Raw genomic sequence first — 17,365 nt, 5'->3', positions numbered from 1 at the left:
GTGCTGGTGCTGCTAGAGCTGAGCAGTGGATACAGCTTTATCGAGACCGAATGCGAGAATCGCACCTATGCCACCTGGATGGAACAGGTAAAGCAGTGGTGGCAGGGCAGCGTCTGGCAGTGCCATTATTTGGTCAGCGACGGTGCTAGAGCCTTAGTAAAGCTGGCCGTATCAGGGTTGGGCTGTGTCAATGTAGCCGACTTGTTTCATGCCCTACCAGCCTTAGGCAGGCCGCTAGGCCGCTCGCTCGGACAGCAAGCAGCTACGCTAAAAGAACAACAAGACAAACTCCAGCAGCAACTGAATAAATGCCGTGAGGTCGCTGATAGGCAAGCCTTACAGGCGTTGATAGAAGACAATGCAGCAGCTCAACAACAGGTGCAGCAGGATGAACAAGCCGACCACGAGGCGCTTGAGCAGATCAGTCAAACGATCCATCCGTTTACCCTTGATAGCCTGCAATGGCAAACCCAGCGGGCACTCCTCACGCACTTGGCAGCGCCCTTGCAACAGCTATGGGAGCTAGCACCCACCTATGGTGCGCAGAAGGCACAGAAAGCGATTGACACCTTTGAAGGACAGGTTGCTTGCTTTGCTCAGGGGATTGAGGCTTGGCAGCAATGGGTGACGATTGCCTTCGATGGCCAAACCCAGGATGCGGCTAGGCGCAACTGGGTGCTCAGCTGCTTATTGCCCTGGGTTGATTGGACGCAGCAAGCTGATAAAACCCGCCAACCCTCGCTCAAGCAGCGCTATCAGGACACGGCTAGCAGCGCCTTTGACCGACTCTTTGAGCAAGACCTCACCCTGCAATTGACAGACAATGAGCGGCAGCGATGGGTACTCTGGTGCCGAGAATTCTCTGCCAAGTATCAACGCACCTCCTCAGCGGTGGAGGGCCGTAATGGTTATCTGGCAAGGCTCCACCACGCCCGTCGCGGGTTCTCTGAACAATCGCTCAATGTGCTCACTATCATCCATAACTTCGACCTCAAACGACACGATGGCACGACTGCTGCTCAGCGCTTATTTGGGCACGATTTTCCCGACGTATTTGAATGGATGCTAGCGCAGGTAGGTGATCTACCTATGCCTCGGCGGTCTTCTAAACCACAACAGCCGAAACCCTTATACGCAGACACTTTCCCGGCTTAAGTTGGTACCCGTGGGATGCACTCTTTCTTCTTTGGTGATGGTGCCTGCCTTGGTAAAGGCGCGAGTGACGAAGATGTCGCTGAGGTCATCGACGGACTTCGCACCGACCGAGTTGAGTAGCACCTCGAACAGCTCAACATCGCCAGATGATGTCCTGCAAGACACCGCAAGTTATTAAAGGATGTTTTCCAACTCATCAAACAGAAAACATCTTATCTTTCCTAAGCTGTTTCTTTTCTGCCTCGGAAAACATAATGATTATCTCTTCTTCCGGAAGTGAATCGCTGTAAAGATAAAACTGATATGGAAGCCTTTCGGCTTTCAAAAAAACATTGATAGCATCTAGTATAGAATAATCTAACTCGTTAAGATTATTTATTGGCAGAACATGTTGTGAAGTGCCAATTCTAATTTTTATCCATCTTCTCTTCTCTAGACTGGTATTGTCCTGATCTTCTATATGAAGCAGCCCGCGCGATACCCTAGACCATCCTTGCAAAGCTTTGAGGGGCACGATTTCTTCACCCAGCACTTTAGGAATCTCATAATTTGACCAAACCCTGTTTGTGTCTAACCTAAGTAGATATCTAGCTAAAAAGCGTGTTTTCTTGACAGGTTCAGTTACTGGAGGCATTTCTATGGAGTCCACATCCACGAACTCCAAATAAAATTCATCTAAACTTTGTCCAGAAATGAATCTATCTTCAAAACTCTTCTTTATCTCTCCTATTCTCGTCTGAAGGGAAGATATCGAGGTGTCCTCGTATTCTTCAAAAAAGCCAAACTTCGAAAAGTAATTGATAGTTTCGATAAGCCACTGTTCAGCAACTGCGTAAACTTCTGGAGTGATTAAATCATCTGTCTGAAGAAAAAACCCAGGCTTTAACACCAGAATGCTTCCATCCTCATACTGATTTGTGAAACCTAGCCTTCTAGAAGGTTTAGGAGATGAAGATTGGATAAGTTGCTGTACTATTTCTTCGGCAGCAAGCTTTAAATTACAGCTCCTTTGCCTCTCAAGCTCTTTGTTTAAAGCAAAGTGGGGAGGCAATGCGGTTGTTGCACCTGGGATACTAGGACTTTCATACTTGACCCAAGGTTCATATACTCCTATATCTTGATTCATCTTCAATTGCCATGAGCCTTTGACAGATTGTCTAATAACCTCACCAAAGTACAGCGTAAGAGGTAAAAATAGCTCCAATCCTATGTTAGCGTTGCTTTCCAAAGAGTGAATGTAAGCGCTGATAGCATTAAGGCTATCTAAGGTGAAATCCAGCTGTGCTCGATTAATATCGATCAATCTTTCAAGTGTTTCAGTATTAGATCCAATGTCATTGTCGAAGCTTTGTTCATTTGGCACCCATCCACTAAGTGGATGTTCTCCTAGCAAAGACATCTTAGTAACTCCTTAGATATGAAGAAAGTTGGTCATTTTAGGGTTAGGGGCACTAAGGTAAGCCTAGAGTGAAAGCTTGAAGTAGTTCTGATTGCTCTCTAGAAAGCATTTTCGCCTTTTTGTACTTTAGCACACCACCTATAACATGAATTTACTCTTTGAAATCCAAAAAACTAAAACGGAACCGCTAATCTACTTGTAGTGATTCCATAACTAGTATATCGGTTTGATACGTAAACAAGCTCATTCCAAGGTATAGCTTGTCCGTTGCGTAAAACTCCTGGCTGATCGCAGCTCTCGTGGACAATAATTTGCCAAATAGCGATGTTTGCATTTTGGGCAACTACTCTGTAGGCATTGTTGATACTTACTCCCTCAGTGGTGATGAAAACTACAGATGGCACATGACCCGCTCGGTGAGCTGGACTATTATAAGCCAAATCAAGATATCCGAAAGCCTGGTACCTACTAGTGTCAAATGAGATAGTAGTATCTTCTTCAAATTGCTTGACTTCAACGAATACGCTATCTGGATATTCGAAATACTGAATACCAGTTGGAGTTATGGCTTGAAAGCTTGAGATTCCAATTGCATCAGGTATTACACCTGAGAAGGTTCCACCAGTTAGAGCATCTCTTGTATAGGAAGGTAATGGACGACCAGTATAGGACGATACGTCTGCGCTTTCTAGTGCAATTTCCTCAAATCTAATACCTATTGCATTCTGAAAAGCACCACGATTTGGATAATCGATACCGTATCTATTAGAAAGCGCAATATCTACCAATCTAGACTTAGTTAGAGGAACTTCTGTGTAACCAGGGCCGCAATCTGGATTCCTTCCTAAAGGAGGGACTGAGCTAGGAGGATTATATGCAAAATTTTCATCATCTAATGGTATTACATTCTTTTCTTCCCAGATGCTTCCAAATGTGCTTAAATCGTCTGCGAAAACAGTTGAATCTGAATCAAATCTGGAGAATGAATAAACATTACTCCAGAAAACCAGACTATCAACTGCTGAGATGCTATTGATGATATTTTTATTGCTTTCTGCGGATGATAAGTAATGAAGCAAATCCTTGGTAAAGTCAATAGTTTTTCGATACCCTTCTGATTTATTTTGGATTACTTTTGATTTGTCAAAAATACTGAAATTCTCTTTCAGTAAGTTGGTTCCCTCTTCAAACGTTGAGTCACCCAATTTCGCATTCCATAGTGCAGACAGAAAGCTTCCCGAAGCTTGACTTGAAGGAGGTTCTGTAGGAACAGGTTCCTCTGGTTCCTTCAAATTCGCAGACCACTTAACAGCGGCATCAAATGCCTGCAAGCCCGCATCGTTCAGGTAGGCAAACGAATCCACAAAGCCAATGAATGCTACCCGCCGTGCTTCAGGCACCTGCCCGTCATAGTAGGTATCGCCTTGCACATTGGCATAGATCGTCGAGTAGCTCAGACCGCCTAAGAACGACTTGACCCCCAGGTTCAGGTCAAGCGTCGTCGGGTTCATCAAGGTCACTGTCTGCTCCGGCACATCGTCCTTGTGCAGCACCAGCTCACCGATAAACCCTTCAGGACCCAGGTAGCCCGCAGCATCAATCCACACTGGACTCGATACTACCGTTTGAGAAGCAGCGGCCAGAGCCAGGCTATCGAGCTTACGGTTATCGAGCACTACAACCGGCACCTCTAGACCCGCAAATTCGAGATTGATTGGGCCGCTGTAGTCCGCTGCAACAATCAGCTCCATGCCATCAGCGTCAGCTTGGGTAAAGTCAGCCGAATTCTTGGTGATGACGTTGTAGCCCAGCTGCTTCAGCCGCGACTCAATAGCAATATAGTCTTCCGTCAAATAGCTATAGGACGTCGTTAGCAGCAGCGCATCGGGCTTCTCCGGCGGTGGCGGCGTTGAGCCCCCATCAGCAGGCTTGTCCTTCTCCTTCAGCTGCGGGTTAAGCGATGCATAGACCCGCCCCAGCTGCACCATCTCACCCAGCAGCAGCGCATCCTCCTTGAAGCCATAGCCCCTAAACTCGTCCGTCAGGGCCGTGGCTGCCAGCAGATTCTCCTCAAAGTCCAGAAGTCGCTTGCGCTCCTCCGCCGTCAGCGTCTCGATGCCAGCGTTAGGCATCAGGGCAATATAGCCAATGCGCGTCCAGAGGTTAGCAATCCGATTCTTAAGCGCGGTTTCTTCCTTGGTGATCGTGCCCGACTTGGTGAAAGCCCGGGTGACGAAGATGTCGCTGAGGTCATCGACCGACTTGGCACCGACCGCATTGAGCAGCACCTCGAACAGCTCGATGTCATCCGTCGAGGCGAAGTCGCCCTTGACAATGCCCTTCGTGGCATCGCTAGCACTGTAGTAGGTAAAGTTGACATCGCCAAAAGCCGTCTCAATCCGGATGGGCTTATGGGCAAAGTCATCGCCTTGTAGGTTGACGCGGTCATAGATGACTCTGAAATAGCTCGTATCGATAGACTAGATATAGAATATGTTGTTGTTTGATGCGTTTGGCTATTAGAGTACGGGCACTTGCTATTGCTCAGAGAGCAGATCTGCGAGTCCTAGTTCACTCTCAGCTTGTGTTCGCCTCTGCCGGTGGTCTGAATTTTTGTCGTCATATGGTTCCTGCTGCAAAACAACCATTATTCCTTCGCAGAGGCCAAACTTTTCTGAGCATGTTTTTAGATGATCAAAACGACTGCGTGTCAAGAATTCTAGCATTGGCTTTCCAAAGTAGTTCATCCAATGAATCTCTAGTGGGTAAGATGAATTTTCGAAAGAAAAATATCTAGGACGGTTCTCCTTACCAAGTCGTTGAGTGGCTTGTCGATCATACACTGTACCGCTATGGAACTTGAAAATTGGTATAGACTCCTTAAAGAAGTTCTTTAAGCTAATTAAATTTATCAAATCATTCTTAATGTGTTCACTGTTAAATCTGAAGTTTATGGCGTTGTGCTGAATGCTTGTATCTCGTATTCCAATATGGATTGAAAATTCTATATTCTTCTCGCCATGCAGGACTAAATCAAATGCATATTCTCCCCAAAAGTTTTTTGGTATTTTTGCAAAGTCGAAATCTTCACAAGAATCAATTATCATACTCTCTGAAAGACCTGTGTAGACTTTTGCAGGAAAAACAGTAGCTTTAATCAAGTTGATATTTAGGAAAGAAGGAATCCATCTCTCCATATCAGCATAGTTGTCGGGAGAAAGCAGTCTAACTATATATTCAGTCATGTTGGATTATTCTCACCAAATCTTAAGGGGTATACACAACTACTATTTGTCCAAAGCCTCTTTGCTCTAAGAGATCTCGAACTGAATTTGCAACTGTTTCATCAGCTATCCGCCATTCTATCCTAATAGCACTACTCTGAGGCAAAGCCCTCACTTGCCGTTCAGCTTGTGCAAGAATCTCGTCACGTGCTATCTGCTGAATAAATGGATCACGAGTACTTGTAGGACTGAAATCGTGTATTCCATTCTGCTCCCAGTTTTTTGCATCGAGCAGAATGGAACCGTCATTCCCATCAAACTCTACCGGATCACCAGGGTCACCAGGTGGTCTATCGACATATATTGCTAAGCCTGTATCATTTCCAGTGACTCGCTCAGCATAATCTCTATCTTGTGGTCGACCACCACCACCACGAGGCTTGCCATAAACTGCCCCTTTAATTCCAGGGACTGGATCGCCTGCTTTAGGCTGACTGAGACTGCCTTCTCCTGAGATAGCTGCAAATATGGTACCCTCAATCTGCTCAAGGATGTTCTCTAAGCCGACCTGAACTGTGTTGGCTCCATCTACAACGAGGACAGCACCGCCTACGACTGATACTGCAATAGCAGGTGCTCCTGCAATACACAACCCTGGTGTTAGACAGAGCGATGCTCCTGCTGCTCCTCCTGTAACTCCAACACCGAAGCCTGCCAGTATCTCCAACATTCCAGTTACGACTGCTGCTCCATCGCCAAACAGACGACCAGCCTGGAATGCTGCTGTATCTAATATCGCCTGCTCAGCTTCTTGTTCAGTGGCCTCCAGCCATCGCTGAACTTCTGGACTTAGCGATAGAAGCTGTCTAGGAAAGTCTCCTTGGTCCACGATGTACTGATAGACTGCGCCCAGGACAAACTCTCCCAAGGTCTGATTGAATTCTAGAAGCGGAGTGATGACCTTCTCAGCTAAAGCATCTTCTACCAAGAAAGTAGGAAAGTCACTTTCGTCTGAAACCGGGAAAATCAGCTTGTCCCCTGGATAAAAAGATGCGCTGATGCCGTTTGGGAAGTATTCCAGCTGCCCATCACGAAGTACAAGATAGTATGGATGAGCCACTCCTGGAGGGTCAGAATGGGCAAGCTGAGTACCGTTAGGGTAAGCCTCATTTGCGCCTATAGTGTTGTCTTCAACTGAGACGAAGACCATCTGATTGGTTGGGTCTTGGTCATAGGGTAGAACATTGTATACATGGAATGAATCTAGAATCGTTTTGACCCTGCTGGGGTCTTCGAGTAGCTGAACGAAGCTATCAACGTCACTTCCGCTTAGCGGGATGACGTTGGAAAGGTTGAGAGCAGGTCGTTCCCTAAACCTAAACGCTTCTACGGCATTTTCTATTGCGTCTACTATGTTTTGAAGCCCGCTGGCAATGGACTTGATTTCAGAGTCGCTTTGGGCATCGTCAATATCAGATAGGAAGGTCAGTCTGCTGTTGATTGCATCTGTACTCTTGTCGAGCGCATAGTATAGTTTCCCTATCTCAAAGATTTTGTCTATGAATCTGACATCGCTCGAATAGGTCTCAAGCTCAGGGTTGTCCTCTGTCATTGCTTTGATAGCGGACAGCAATTTCCTCTGGTAGTTGACTAATCCTAGGTCTTTTGCGGCGTCATCGAAGATGTTAAGGAAAGCGTTGGTTCCCTCTGTGCTTTTTTGGATTTGCTCTGCGTCATCCGACCCTTGTTCTTTTCTGCCTTTGTTAATTTTCCAAACTTCGTTGAGAAAAGAGCCTTCTTGATCGATTGCCGTGGCGGGGGTGGGTTCTGCTGGCTGTGGCTCCTGTGGCTGCTCCGGTTCTTTCAGGTTTGCCGACCACTTGACAGCAGCATCAAAGGACTGCAAGCCTGCATCGTTCAGATTGGCAAACGAGTCCACAAAGCCAATGAAGGCCACCCGCCGCGCTTCAGGCACCTGCCCGTCGTAGTATGCATCCTCCTGCACCTTGGCGTAGATAGGCGAGTAGCTCAGCCCGCCCAAGAACGACTTGACGCTCAGATTCAGGTCTAGCGTTGTCGGATCGACTAAAGTCACGGTCTGCTCCGGCACATCCTCCTTGCTGAGCACTAGCTCACCGATAAACCCTTCAGGCCCCAGGTATCCAGAGGCATCAATCCACACCGGACTCGATGCCACAGTTTGAGAAGCAGCGGCCAGAGCCTGGTCATCAAGCTTACGGTTATCGAGCACCACAACCGGCACCTGTAGACCTGCAAATTCGAGATTGATGGGGCCGCTGTAGTCCGCTGCGACAATCAGCTCCATGCCTTCGGCGTCAAACCAGGTAAACTCATCGGAGTTCTTAGTCGTGACGTTATAGCCCTGCTGCTTCAGGCGTGATTCAATAGCCACGTAGTCTTCAGCTAAGTAGCTGTAAGTGGTGGTCAGCAGCAGCGCATCGGGCTTCTCCGGCGGCGGTGGCGGCGCTGAGCCATTCCCTGTGCCACCATCGTTCGTGGGCGTCTCCTTCAGCTGCGGGTTAAGCGATGCATAGACCCGCCCCAGCTGCACCATCTCACCCAGCAGCAGCGCATCCTCCTTGAAGCCATAGCCCCTAAACTCGTCCGTCAGGGCCGTGGCTGCCAGCAGATTCTCCTCAAAGTCCAGAAGTCGCTTGCGCTCCTCCGCCGTCAGCGTCTCGATGCCAGCGTTAGGCATCAGGGCGATATAGCCAATGCGCGTCCAGAGGTTAGCAATCCGATTCTTAAGCGCGGTTTCTTCCTTGGTGATCGTGCCCGACTTGGTGAAAGCCCGGGTGACGAAGATGTCGCTGAGGTCATCGACCGACTTCGCGCCAACCGAGTTGAGCAGCACCTCAAATAGCTCAATATCATCGGTCGAAGCAAAGTCGCCCTTGGTGATGCCCTTCGAGGCGTCACTAGCGCTGTAGTAGGTAAAGTTGATGTCGCCAAAAGCGGTCTCAATCCGAATCGGCTTATGGGCAAAGTCGTCGCCTGCTAGATTCACGCGGTCATAAATGACGCTAAAATTGCTGGCATCGATAGACTGAATGTAGAACTTCTCTTCCGGGGGTTCGCCCGGTACACCCGGATTAGAACTCGGGTAGGATGGCCCAAAGCCGAAAGCTGTCCAGCTGCCAGGGCTGCCGGTCGAGAACACATTATTCGTATAGACCCGGGGACTATCGACAGAAGGCTCACTGCCGACTGGGCTGAAGTAGATCTCGCGGTTACCGACCTGTATCACCACCGATCCATCCGGCAGCACCTTCTTCACAAAGTTGACATTTGCCAGGTCGATGCCATAGCCCAGGTAGTCAAAGGTATCCGCCAGCTCATCATCGCTGACGTCTTCCTCGACGATGACTGAAACCGGTAAAACATTATTCGCCGCGTCCAAGTCCTTCTGCTGACCGTTAACATCAGCCACGAAAAACAGATACTTCTGTCCCTTGTCCGCCGCTGAGAGCGTCACCGTCGCCGTTTGCGTATAGGTATCACCAGCGCCCGCCGCAGCCAGGGCCGCCGGGTTTGCCTTCAGGGTCGTCTCCAGGCGAATCGCCGAGCTATCGAACACCGCAGAATCAGAAATGTAAACCGCATCCTGCCAGCTCGTCTGGGTCGAGCCCGCGCTCAGGTTTTTCACCGTCCAGGACAGTGTCGTCAGCTGGTCAACGATGATTTTGCTGGGAACCTTGGGGCTCACCACCTGCAAGTCAGGCGAAATCAGTTTGATGCTGGTACTGGCAAAGTTATTTGCCTTGTCAGTTTCAATTACCTCGCGATCGCGGTCTGTAACCCAGAGCAGGTGATAGTCCCCATCGTCAACGTCACCCGGCAGGATGAGCTGACGGCTCTGGTCATAGCGCCCGCCGGGTGCCAGCGCAGAACTGCTCTCACTCATGATCAGCCGGTCACTGCTATCCCAGGTCGCATCTTTAGACAGATAGACCGAGTCCACCCAGCTGCCGATTGTGCCCCCTATGCCCTGATTCTCCACAGTCCAGCTGACGCTGAAGACTTCATCAGAGCTAACGACAGCCTTATTTGCTGATGCAGCCGTAATGTACAGATCGGGTTCATCGACATCGCCAACCGCAATCACAAACGACTTCTCATAGGTCAGACCAACCGCGTCTGTAGTGCGCACGACAATAGTGTGAGAGGCACCCGATTCGTAATCGAGCAGCTTGCCATTGGCCACCACCAGCCGCTGAGTGCCGTCAATCGCAAAGCGACCTCCGGCATTGTCCAGCAGCGTATAGACATGGGTATCCCCAGCGTCTGGGTCAACCGTTGACAACGTACCGACTACCGTCCCATTGGCGGCGTTTTCATCCACCCGCGCTGAAGACAGCAAAATATCAGTCGGGGCCTGACTGGGTACCCCATTCAGCACCGCAAACTTAAACGCGCCCGGCTGGTTAGCATTGCTAGTCGAGGCCAGGTTTAGCATCGCTGCGGCATCGCCAGACTGAGGCAGCTCGTAATAGTTGACACCGTTGGCAGCTGAATAGCCTGCCCGAGCCACAGGTCCGCCGCCGCCGCCAGGTGAAACCCACTGAATCGCTTCGTAGCGAAACTCCAGGCTAAAGTCGCCGTTGCCCCGGTCGCTCAGCTGGAGCTGAAAGGCATTGGGAGTTTGGTTATAGCTGTAGGAGCCGACGTCATCCCAGGTGACGGTGACCGTATTGTTGAGCGGGTCTAAATCCCAATAGACCAAGTTCGAGCCGGTTGAAGTCCCGCCTAGGGAAGGCGTCAATGCGCCAGCACGAGTATCGATGTCACTAAAGAAAGGCGCAATAATCGGGATATCGGTGTCGCCCGTCATGGCAAACGGTGTGAACGTACTCAGCGGAGCGTTGAAGGTGATATTGCCGTTGTTGTTGACGTAGAAGCCGGTGTAAACGGTGCCAAAAAAGTTGATGCCTGACTCAAAGACCGAGGTGATGTCGATGAACCCACTTGACCTATCGTCGTTTCTGTAAAGATAGTTTTCGCCAAAGCTAGGCGGGTTGAGCGAATCCTGAAAATCAGGAGGCGTACCCAACCCATTGATCAGATAGTTTCTGGATGAATCTAGCGTTCCAGCATCCGTATTCATCTCAATTGAAATCAGCCCGTCAAATAACGTCCCGGTGTCGTCCTCTGACCGTAGGTTCGACAGGTCTGCATCAGAGAGCGCTCTTCCCTGCACTAAGGCAGCAAAGATTGCGCCTTCGTCACCGGCTGAATCGACCGAGTTAAGCCGTGAATCGATATAGTGGCCTAGCTCTTCTAGCAAGACCGCTGAGACGACGTCAGACCTGCTGGCGTTTTGGTCCAGAAACGCTTTAGACAGGTAAATGGTATTCGTATCTTTACTGTAGGCCCCGTTTGCGATCAGCTCACCATTGGTAAGAATTTTGATTTCTGGCCAGTCTTGAGATTCAGCTAAGCCCTGTAGCAACGCCTGGCCTGCCTCGTGATTCCAGCTGTTGCCAAAGGCTTGGTCGAGCTGAGCCAAGAGCTCTGACTGGCTCAAGAACTGATTCAGCCGGGCTTTGGCCGCAGAGATAGCGAGAGCTACCGTCATCTCATGGATGAGAAGCGGCACTGAGTTCAGCCCATCGGAGGTTACGGTACTCGCCGATGGGGAGTTTCCCAGCAGGATATCTGAAACTATAGGGGCAGCTAGAACCGCATCGAAAATCTGAGTTTCAGGGTGAGCTGAGATATTCGAGCTAACTTCATGACCGGTTCCCGAATCCAATGTAAAGGTCGCAGGCTGAATGGGGAGAAGGTCGTTTGCAAGCAAGGAATCCTTGAAACTTCCAGACTGAGTTGACCCTTCAGAAAATGGCTTTAGCAGATCAGAATCCTCTAAAATTCCGGGTTTGATGTCCAGACTCAGAGGGCTGCTAGAAATGGACTGCAAAATCTCCAGATTTTCCATTACCATGCTCACTCACAATAGGGTTAGGGATTTTTCAAACGCTTTACGAGATCCAAGAAGGCCGAAGATGAGTTCTCACCCGTCACCTGATGTACTTCAGTTTTTAAATTGAATATAGAATCGCTCTAGCAGTTCACTCTGCTAGAAAAAATACGACCTACAAAAGTAGCTCATCAAAGATTAAAAAATGGATTAAAAATCCTAAAATGCTTAATTCCAGGCGTTCCGAAAGTGAAAGTCAATTCACTTAAGACAACAAGTAGAGATGATTCAAAAAAGTCAACAAAAACGCGGCAGACTTTTTTATTGATGGCATTCTCCTTGCGAATAAATAAAGCTATGCCTAATGCCACATCAAAACTAATGCCAATCTTGCATTTTTCGTAATCGTATTTTTACCTAGAAGCAAACCTTTTTCTGTTAAATCTTCGATGAAGATTAACAATATCCGTTGATTAATCTACGAAAAAATGGATCTAAATTTAGAAATCTCGGCAAGTTAGGATAATAAGTCGGCGTATAAAAGAATATTTACTCAAAATTATTAAAAAGGTTCGGTAGATGAGCGTAATTATTTAGAAAACGAAATTTAGGATACTAACAGGGTTGCTATAGCTAATCGAGTCGAACTACTGACACCCCAGGCTTTCTAAAGATCGAGTGAAGCTGTCTGTGAGCCTCTAAGTCTCCATTTTGATTGGGTATGTTGAACTAGAGAGAAGTGTCCTTACACATTTATTCGCTAACGCTAAGATATGTAGTGCAGATACCAGAAGTTTTGCAAACAGCTCTTGAGGAATAACAATGTTCACGCAAAGTATGATTGTATTCGCCGGTGCGGTGGCTGCTGGTGTTTGGTTTACTGGATCTGCTAAAGCAGCGACCTTGAATCTCATCCAAAATGGTGACTTCGAAGCACGCGATTTTGCGGGTTGGTCTGTTCAGAATTTTGGTTCAGGAAGCTGGTACATTAACAACGGAGGATTTAATCCTACAGGACCTGCTCTCCCTTTACTGCCAATCAGTGGTAATTTTGATGCTGTTTCTTATCAAAATGGGCCAGGACTGCGCATCCTTAGTCAAGTTGTTAGCATCCCAACAGAGCCGATTGCTTCAGCCATTTTTAGCTGGTCGGATCGACTTCGTAACTACAGCAATGTTTTTTCTGATCCTAATCAAGAGTGGCGAGTGAATATCAAAAGCTTGGATGGAACCTTAATTAGACATGTATTCTCTACCAATCCAGGCGATCCAACTCAGCAGGTTGGCCCTAACGATCGTATAATCGACCTTACTGGGCTATTTCAGGCTTTGCCAAGTCAGCAAGTTAAGATTTCATTTGAGCAACAGGATAGTCTAGGATACTTTAACGCCACATTGGACAATGTAAGCCTGCTGGTTCAAACTGAGGAGCCGGTTTCAGACGTTCCTGAACCCACTTCTATATTTGCTGTTTTGGTACTTGGTGCCGTGATGGCTGGTAGAGTTCTGAGCAAGGAGCAAGTAGCTTAGCTAGAGGGACAGGAATTCCCACACCATTAACACCGTTTTGGCGTGGGGTGAAATCTGCTATCAAGAACGGAAAGGTAGACGATTGGCAGGCAGCTGCTCGCCAGGCGATCGCAGCGCAACTCGGCTGGCCTATTCAGATTGATGACCAGATTAACTCTTCTCCCTGCTCGCCTCCACCGTAGCTGCGACTGTATTGAGCCCCTGCGGGCATACTAGGAGAGCTAAACGCAAGAGCAGGAAAGTCTACGTCATGATGAAGTGCGGCAGTAATGGAAGACTTTCCAGAACCGTTTGGCCCAGCGAGCATTACAAGCCGGGGTGGGCTTTCAGACCGCCCTATTATGCTGGCTTGAGAAGACCTGCCGACGAGTTCCATCCAGCAAAACTTCTCAGAGCTACATAGATGTCGGCCTCTCAGGCTCCCACATGAACCAGACAAACGCTATCGTCAATCCCCGGCTCGGCTGCCGTCAGCGTATCTAGCCAGCGCTGACTCTCTTTTTCACCATTCGGCCTTTGTCGCCGAGACTGCCGTTTACCCGCGCGTTCCGCTCGACTCCAGGTGTGCTGATGCAGCACGACCAACGGCTCACCGTCACCAGGGAAACCCATCGATTTCTTAGCTGACCCAATCGCGCATCTCAATGCTCCTCGGTAAAAACAGGATCGCATTCTGCTAAATTCGCACAATCGCTGCCTGTTGTCTATGCCCTGCATCCCTTCTACATAGTTTTGTGTAATGAATAGATCTTTTAGATCTTTCGCGCGGGGGATTTTGCTTTGTAGCCTGTCCTACAATTTCCCGGAAAACGCTAGCATTTAATGAAGCAGCCCCTCCCGAGCTTCTGCCCTTGAATGTTTTAGAATTTCCGGCCCCTGAATTTCCTAGTCCTGCGTTTCCGGCCCAGGTCGTTCGTTTAGACAGCGGCTTAACCGTCGTCCATCAGGCCATTGAGGCGACGCCGGTAGCCGTCGCCGATGTTTGGGTGCGGGCAGGCGCGATCGCGGAGCCCGCCGAATGGCCGGGCATGGCCCATTTCTTAGAGCACATGATCTTCAAAGGCACTGAGCGGCTGCCGCCCGGCGTATTTGACCAGGAAATCGAGAGTCGAGGCGGTCTGACCAACGCGGCCACCAGCCACGACTATGCCCATTTCTATATCACCCTGGAAGCGGCAGCCCTGCCGCAGACGCTGCCCTACCTGGCAGAGCTGCTGCTGCACGCCGCCATCCCCGCCGATGAGTTTGTGCGAGAGCGAGCCGTCGTGCTAGAAGAAATTCGCCAGGCAGACGACGATCCCAACTGGCTGGGCTTTCAAGCCCTATCGGCGCTGACCTACCAGCAGCATGCCTATGGTCGGTCGGTTTTAGGGACACCGGCTCAGCTCAATTCGCGATCGCCCGAAGAAATGCGCTGCTTCCATCAGACCCACTATCAGCCGGAAAATATGACGGTGGTGGTTACCGGCGGCATCTCGCTGGCAGAGACGCTGGAGCTGGTGCAGCAGTCCTTCAGCCATTTTCCCCCACGCTCAGACTGCCTGCCCGGTGAGTCAGCCCAGCCGCCGGTAATAAAAGGAATGCAGCGACAGGTTCTCAGCCTGCCTCGGCTGGAACAGGGCCGACTGCTGATGGCCTGGCTGGGACCGGGAATCGACCGGCTCAGCGATGCCTGCGGCCTGGACCTGCTGACGGTGCTGCTCTGCGAAGGCCGCAGCTCGCGCCTGGTGCGGGAGCTACGCGAAGAGCGGCAGTGGGTCCAGGCGATTAGCGGCAGCTTCTCGCTGCAAAAAGGCTGTAGCCTGCTGAGCCTGACGATCTGGCTAGAGACTCATCAGGTGGAGCGGGTGGAAGCGACAGTGCGAGATCGCCTAACTGAGCTAGCCACCCAGCCGATCTCGCCCGCTGAGCTCGCCCGCTGTCAGCGGCTACTCTGCAATGACTATGCGTTTTCGACCGAAACCCCCGGCCAGCTCGCTGGTCTGTACGGGTACTATGGCACGATCGCCCAGAGTCACCTAGCGGTGCAGTATCCTAGATTTATTCAGGCCTATACGCCCGAGTCGCTGCAGCAGCTGGCGGCGTCCTATCTGTCTGCCGAACGGTATGCCGCCGTCGAGCTCAGACCGGACTAGGCTCACCGGCTCGCCAGCACCCGCCTCAAACCGACGGGAAGCAACCTGGCCACACCGGGCGAATCTGGGTGTTTTCCCTGTTCTTTATCTTGATCCAAAAGCTAGCTTCGTGACATCCTTGGCCCCCGCCCAGCAGCATATGCACCGCACCACGCTAACCAACGGCCTGACCGTAATCGCGATTGAAAATCCGGTGGCCGATATTGTCGCCGCTCGACTGTTCATTCGCGCCGGGCAGTGCCGAGAAACCGCTGAGCAAGCGGGACTGTTTAGCCTGCTGATGTCAGTCCTGACGAAGGGAACGCAGCGGCGGTCGTCCCTAGAAATTGCTGAGGCAGTCGAGTCGATCGGGGCGAGCCTGGGCGCTGATGCCGCTTCAGACTACAGCATCCTCAGCCTGAAGACGGTCTCTTCCGACTTTGAAGCAATGCTGAATCTGGCGGCCGAGATTCTGCGGGAGCCGTCTTTTCCGACCGCTGAGCTAGAGCTAGAGCGGCGACTGACGCTGCAGGGCCTGCGCTCGATGCAGGAGCAGCCCTTTGCGGTGGCCTTCAACCAGCTGCGGGAGGCGATGTACGCCGAGCATCCCTATGCCCTCTCTAGCCTGGGCACCGCCGAAAGCATCCAGGCTCTCAGCCGCGACGATCTGCTCGCCGCCCACCAGACTTATTTTCGTCCTGACAACATGATCGTGACGGTAGTCGGGCGGATTGTGCCCCAGCAGGCGATCGCGCTAGTGGAAAAAGCCCTAGGCGACTGGCAGCACCCCGCTTCACCGCTGCCCGCCCTCACCCTGCCCGCCCTGACGCCAAAATCTCAGCGCCGGGTGACTGTGCAGGATACTCAGCAGGCAATCATCATTCTGGGGTATCTGGCGGGCTCGGTTAAGCACCCTGACTATGCCGCCCTGAAGCTGCTCAGCACCTACCTCGGCAACGGGCTTTCCAGTCGGCTGTTTGTTGAACTCAGAGAAAAGCAGGGCCTGGCCTACGACGTTTCCGCCTTTTACCCGACCCGGCTGAGTACCTCTCAGTTTGTCGCCTATATCGGGACGGCTCCGGGAAATAGCGCGATCGCGCTCACCGGCCTCTGTTCTGAGCTAGACCGGCTGCGCACCGGAGTTCTGACACCAGCTGAACTCCAGGTCGCCAAAAATAAGCTGCTGGGCCAGTACGCTCTGGGCAAACAGACCAACGGTCAGATTGCCCAGCTGCTGGGCTGGTATGAGGCCATCGGCCTGGGCACTGACTTCGATCAGCGCTTCCCTGCCGACATCAGCGCCGTTACCTTAGAAACGATTGAAGCCGCGGTTCAACACTGCTTCGTGGAACCCTACCTCTCTATACTCGGTCCGGCAGACATCGTTGAGTCACTGTACTAAAGGCGGCAGTGTAGCTAATGGCTTCTCGAAAGCTCCCTTTTACTATGACCAGGCTTGAATTTTTGTAACAAATTTGTTACATTAAACTCATAGTAATCTGGATTCAACCTCATGCAACGTTATTCAACCCGCCTACGGCAAGCTTCAGCAAAGGTGGCAGTCTGTTCGGCGTCGGCTAGCCCATCGCAGCGCGATCGCGTTTATGCAATGGCTGGTAGCCTGCTGATTGGTCTAAGCCTGCTATCTCTCTGGCTTAGCGTCTAAGCGCCCAAACAAGCGCTTGGTCGCATTTGTTAAGCTTTACCCAAAACCTGCAGCGCTGAATTGGCGCTGCAGGTTTTTTTGCTTGAGCATTTATGAGAGAAACTTGCAATTTTTGTTTACATGTGTTAATATAATAATAGTTGTGAGAGATAAAGCGCGCTTAGCGCATCGTCTCACAAACCTAATTTGTACCTAACAACGGATTCATCCATATTATGACAACGACACTACAGCAGCGCAGCAGCGCTTCACTGTGGGAGCAGTTTTGTCAGTGGGTCACAAGCACCGAGAACCGCCTGTATGTAGGCTGGTTCGGCGTGCTGATGATCCCGACCTTGC

11 protein-coding genes and 1 pseudogene are annotated in these 17,365 nt (G+C 50.4%); 6 read left to right on the top strand and 6 right to left on the bottom strand.

Going from position 1 to position 17,365, the window contains the following annotated elements:
- A partial coding sequence (locus IQ241_RS25800; RefSeq protein ID WP_228021998.1) for a DUF6399 domain-containing protein occupies nucleotides 1–1,155 on the top strand: 1,155 nt, incomplete at its 5' end.
- Here the strand turns inward: IQ241_RS25800 and IQ241_RS22870 are convergent.
- From IQ241_RS22870 to IQ241_RS22850, 5 genes are all read right to left on the bottom strand, one after another.
- Nucleotides 1,129–1,320: a hypothetical protein gene (locus IQ241_RS22870; RefSeq protein ID WP_193911714.1), complete on the bottom strand. Its 192-nt coding sequence runs from the start codon at nucleotides 1,318–1,320 to the stop codon at nucleotides 1,129–1,131. The two genes, IQ241_RS25800 and IQ241_RS22870, sit on opposite strands and share 27 nt — an antisense overlap.
- Nucleotides 1,321–1,351: 31 nt before the next feature.
- On the bottom strand, nucleotides 1,352–2,554 hold the full coding sequence (locus tag IQ241_RS22865; protein WP_193911711.1) for a hypothetical protein: 1,203 nt from the start codon (nucleotides 2,552–2,554) through the stop codon (nucleotides 1,352–1,354).
- A gap of 173 nt (nucleotides 2,555–2,727) precedes the next feature.
- The gene (locus IQ241_RS22860) at nucleotides 2,728–4,842 is read right to left on the bottom strand and encodes a hypothetical protein (protein WP_193911709.1); all 2,115 of its coding nucleotides are present in this window, start codon (nucleotides 4,840–4,842) and stop codon (nucleotides 2,728–2,730) included.
- A gap of 249 nt (nucleotides 4,843–5,091) precedes the next feature.
- Complete coding sequence (locus IQ241_RS22855) at nucleotides 5,092–5,799, bottom strand: hypothetical protein (RefSeq protein WP_193911707.1); 708 nt, start codon at nucleotides 5,797–5,799, stop codon at nucleotides 5,092–5,094.
- A gap of 22 nt (nucleotides 5,800–5,821) precedes the next feature.
- The gene (locus tag IQ241_RS22850; RefSeq protein WP_322743760.1) at nucleotides 5,822–11,395 is read right to left on the bottom strand and encodes a nidogen-like domain-containing protein; all 5,574 of its coding nucleotides are present in this window, start codon (nucleotides 11,393–11,395) and stop codon (nucleotides 5,822–5,824) included.
- Nucleotides 11,396–12,538: 1,143 nt separating this feature from the next.
- Here IQ241_RS22850 and IQ241_RS22845 point away from each other — a divergent pair.
- Complete coding sequence (locus IQ241_RS22845) at nucleotides 12,539–13,246, top strand: hypothetical protein (RefSeq protein ID WP_193911703.1); 708 nt, start codon at nucleotides 12,539–12,541, stop codon at nucleotides 13,244–13,246.
- Between the two features lie 414 nt (nucleotides 13,247–13,660).
- Here the strand turns inward: IQ241_RS22845 and IQ241_RS22840 are convergent, their stop codons facing one another.
- On the bottom strand, nucleotides 13,661–13,858 hold the full coding sequence (locus tag IQ241_RS22840; RefSeq protein WP_193911701.1) for a hypothetical protein: 198 nt from the start codon (nucleotides 13,856–13,858) through the stop codon (nucleotides 13,661–13,663).
- A gap of 239 nt (nucleotides 13,859–14,097) precedes the next feature.
- On the opposite strand from IQ241_RS22840, the gene IQ241_RS22835 reads away from it, so the two are divergent.
- The 4 genes and pseudogenes from IQ241_RS22835 to IQ241_RS22820 form a co-directional block, all read left to right on the top strand.
- On the top strand, nucleotides 14,098–15,381 hold the full coding sequence (locus tag IQ241_RS22835) for a M16 family metallopeptidase (protein WP_228021997.1): 1,284 nt from the start codon (nucleotides 14,098–14,100) through the stop codon (nucleotides 15,379–15,381).
- Between the two features lie 109 nt (nucleotides 15,382–15,490).
- Nucleotides 15,491–16,762, top strand: coding sequence for a M16 family metallopeptidase (locus IQ241_RS22830; RefSeq protein ID WP_322743759.1), 1,272 nt, complete (start codon nucleotides 15,491–15,493; stop codon nucleotides 16,760–16,762).
- Nucleotides 16,763–16,873: 111 nt separating this feature from the next.
- Entirely contained in the window at nucleotides 16,874–17,026 is a 153-nt protein-coding gene (locus IQ241_RS22825; protein ID WP_193911699.1) for a hypothetical protein, read from the top strand.
- Between the two features lie 215 nt (nucleotides 17,027–17,241).
- A pseudogene (locus IQ241_RS22820) lies at nucleotides 17,242–17,365 on the top strand (photosystem II q(b) protein); the annotation flags it as partial.

Origin of the sequence: Vasconcelosia minhoensis LEGE 07310 (assembly GCF_015207255.1) — a bacterium.
GTDB lineage: Bacteria > Cyanobacteriota > Cyanobacteriia > Phormidesmidales > Phormidesmidaceae > Vasconcelosia > Vasconcelosia minhoensis.
This window is presented reverse-complemented; position numbering and strand designations above follow the sequence as displayed.

Excerpts from the sequence above, each read along its gene's own strand:
- IQ241_RS22855 (WP_193911707.1), bottom strand. The coding sequence starts at position 5,799 with ATGACTGAATATATAGTTAGACTGCTTTCTCCCGACAACTATGCTGAT.
- IQ241_RS22840 (WP_193911701.1), bottom strand. The coding sequence starts at position 13,858 with ATGGGTTTCCCTGGTGACGGTGAGCCGTTGGTCGTGCTGCATCAGCAC.
- IQ241_RS22865 (WP_193911711.1), bottom strand. The coding sequence starts at position 2,554 with ATGTCTTTGCTAGGAGAACATCCACTTAGTGGATGGGTGCCAAATGAA.
- IQ241_RS22825 (WP_193911699.1), top strand. The coding sequence starts at position 16,874 with ATGCAACGTTATTCAACCCGCCTACGGCAAGCTTCAGCAAAGGTGGCA.
- IQ241_RS22845 (WP_193911703.1), top strand. The coding sequence starts at position 12,539 with ATGTTCACGCAAAGTATGATTGTATTCGCCGGTGCGGTGGCTGCTGGT.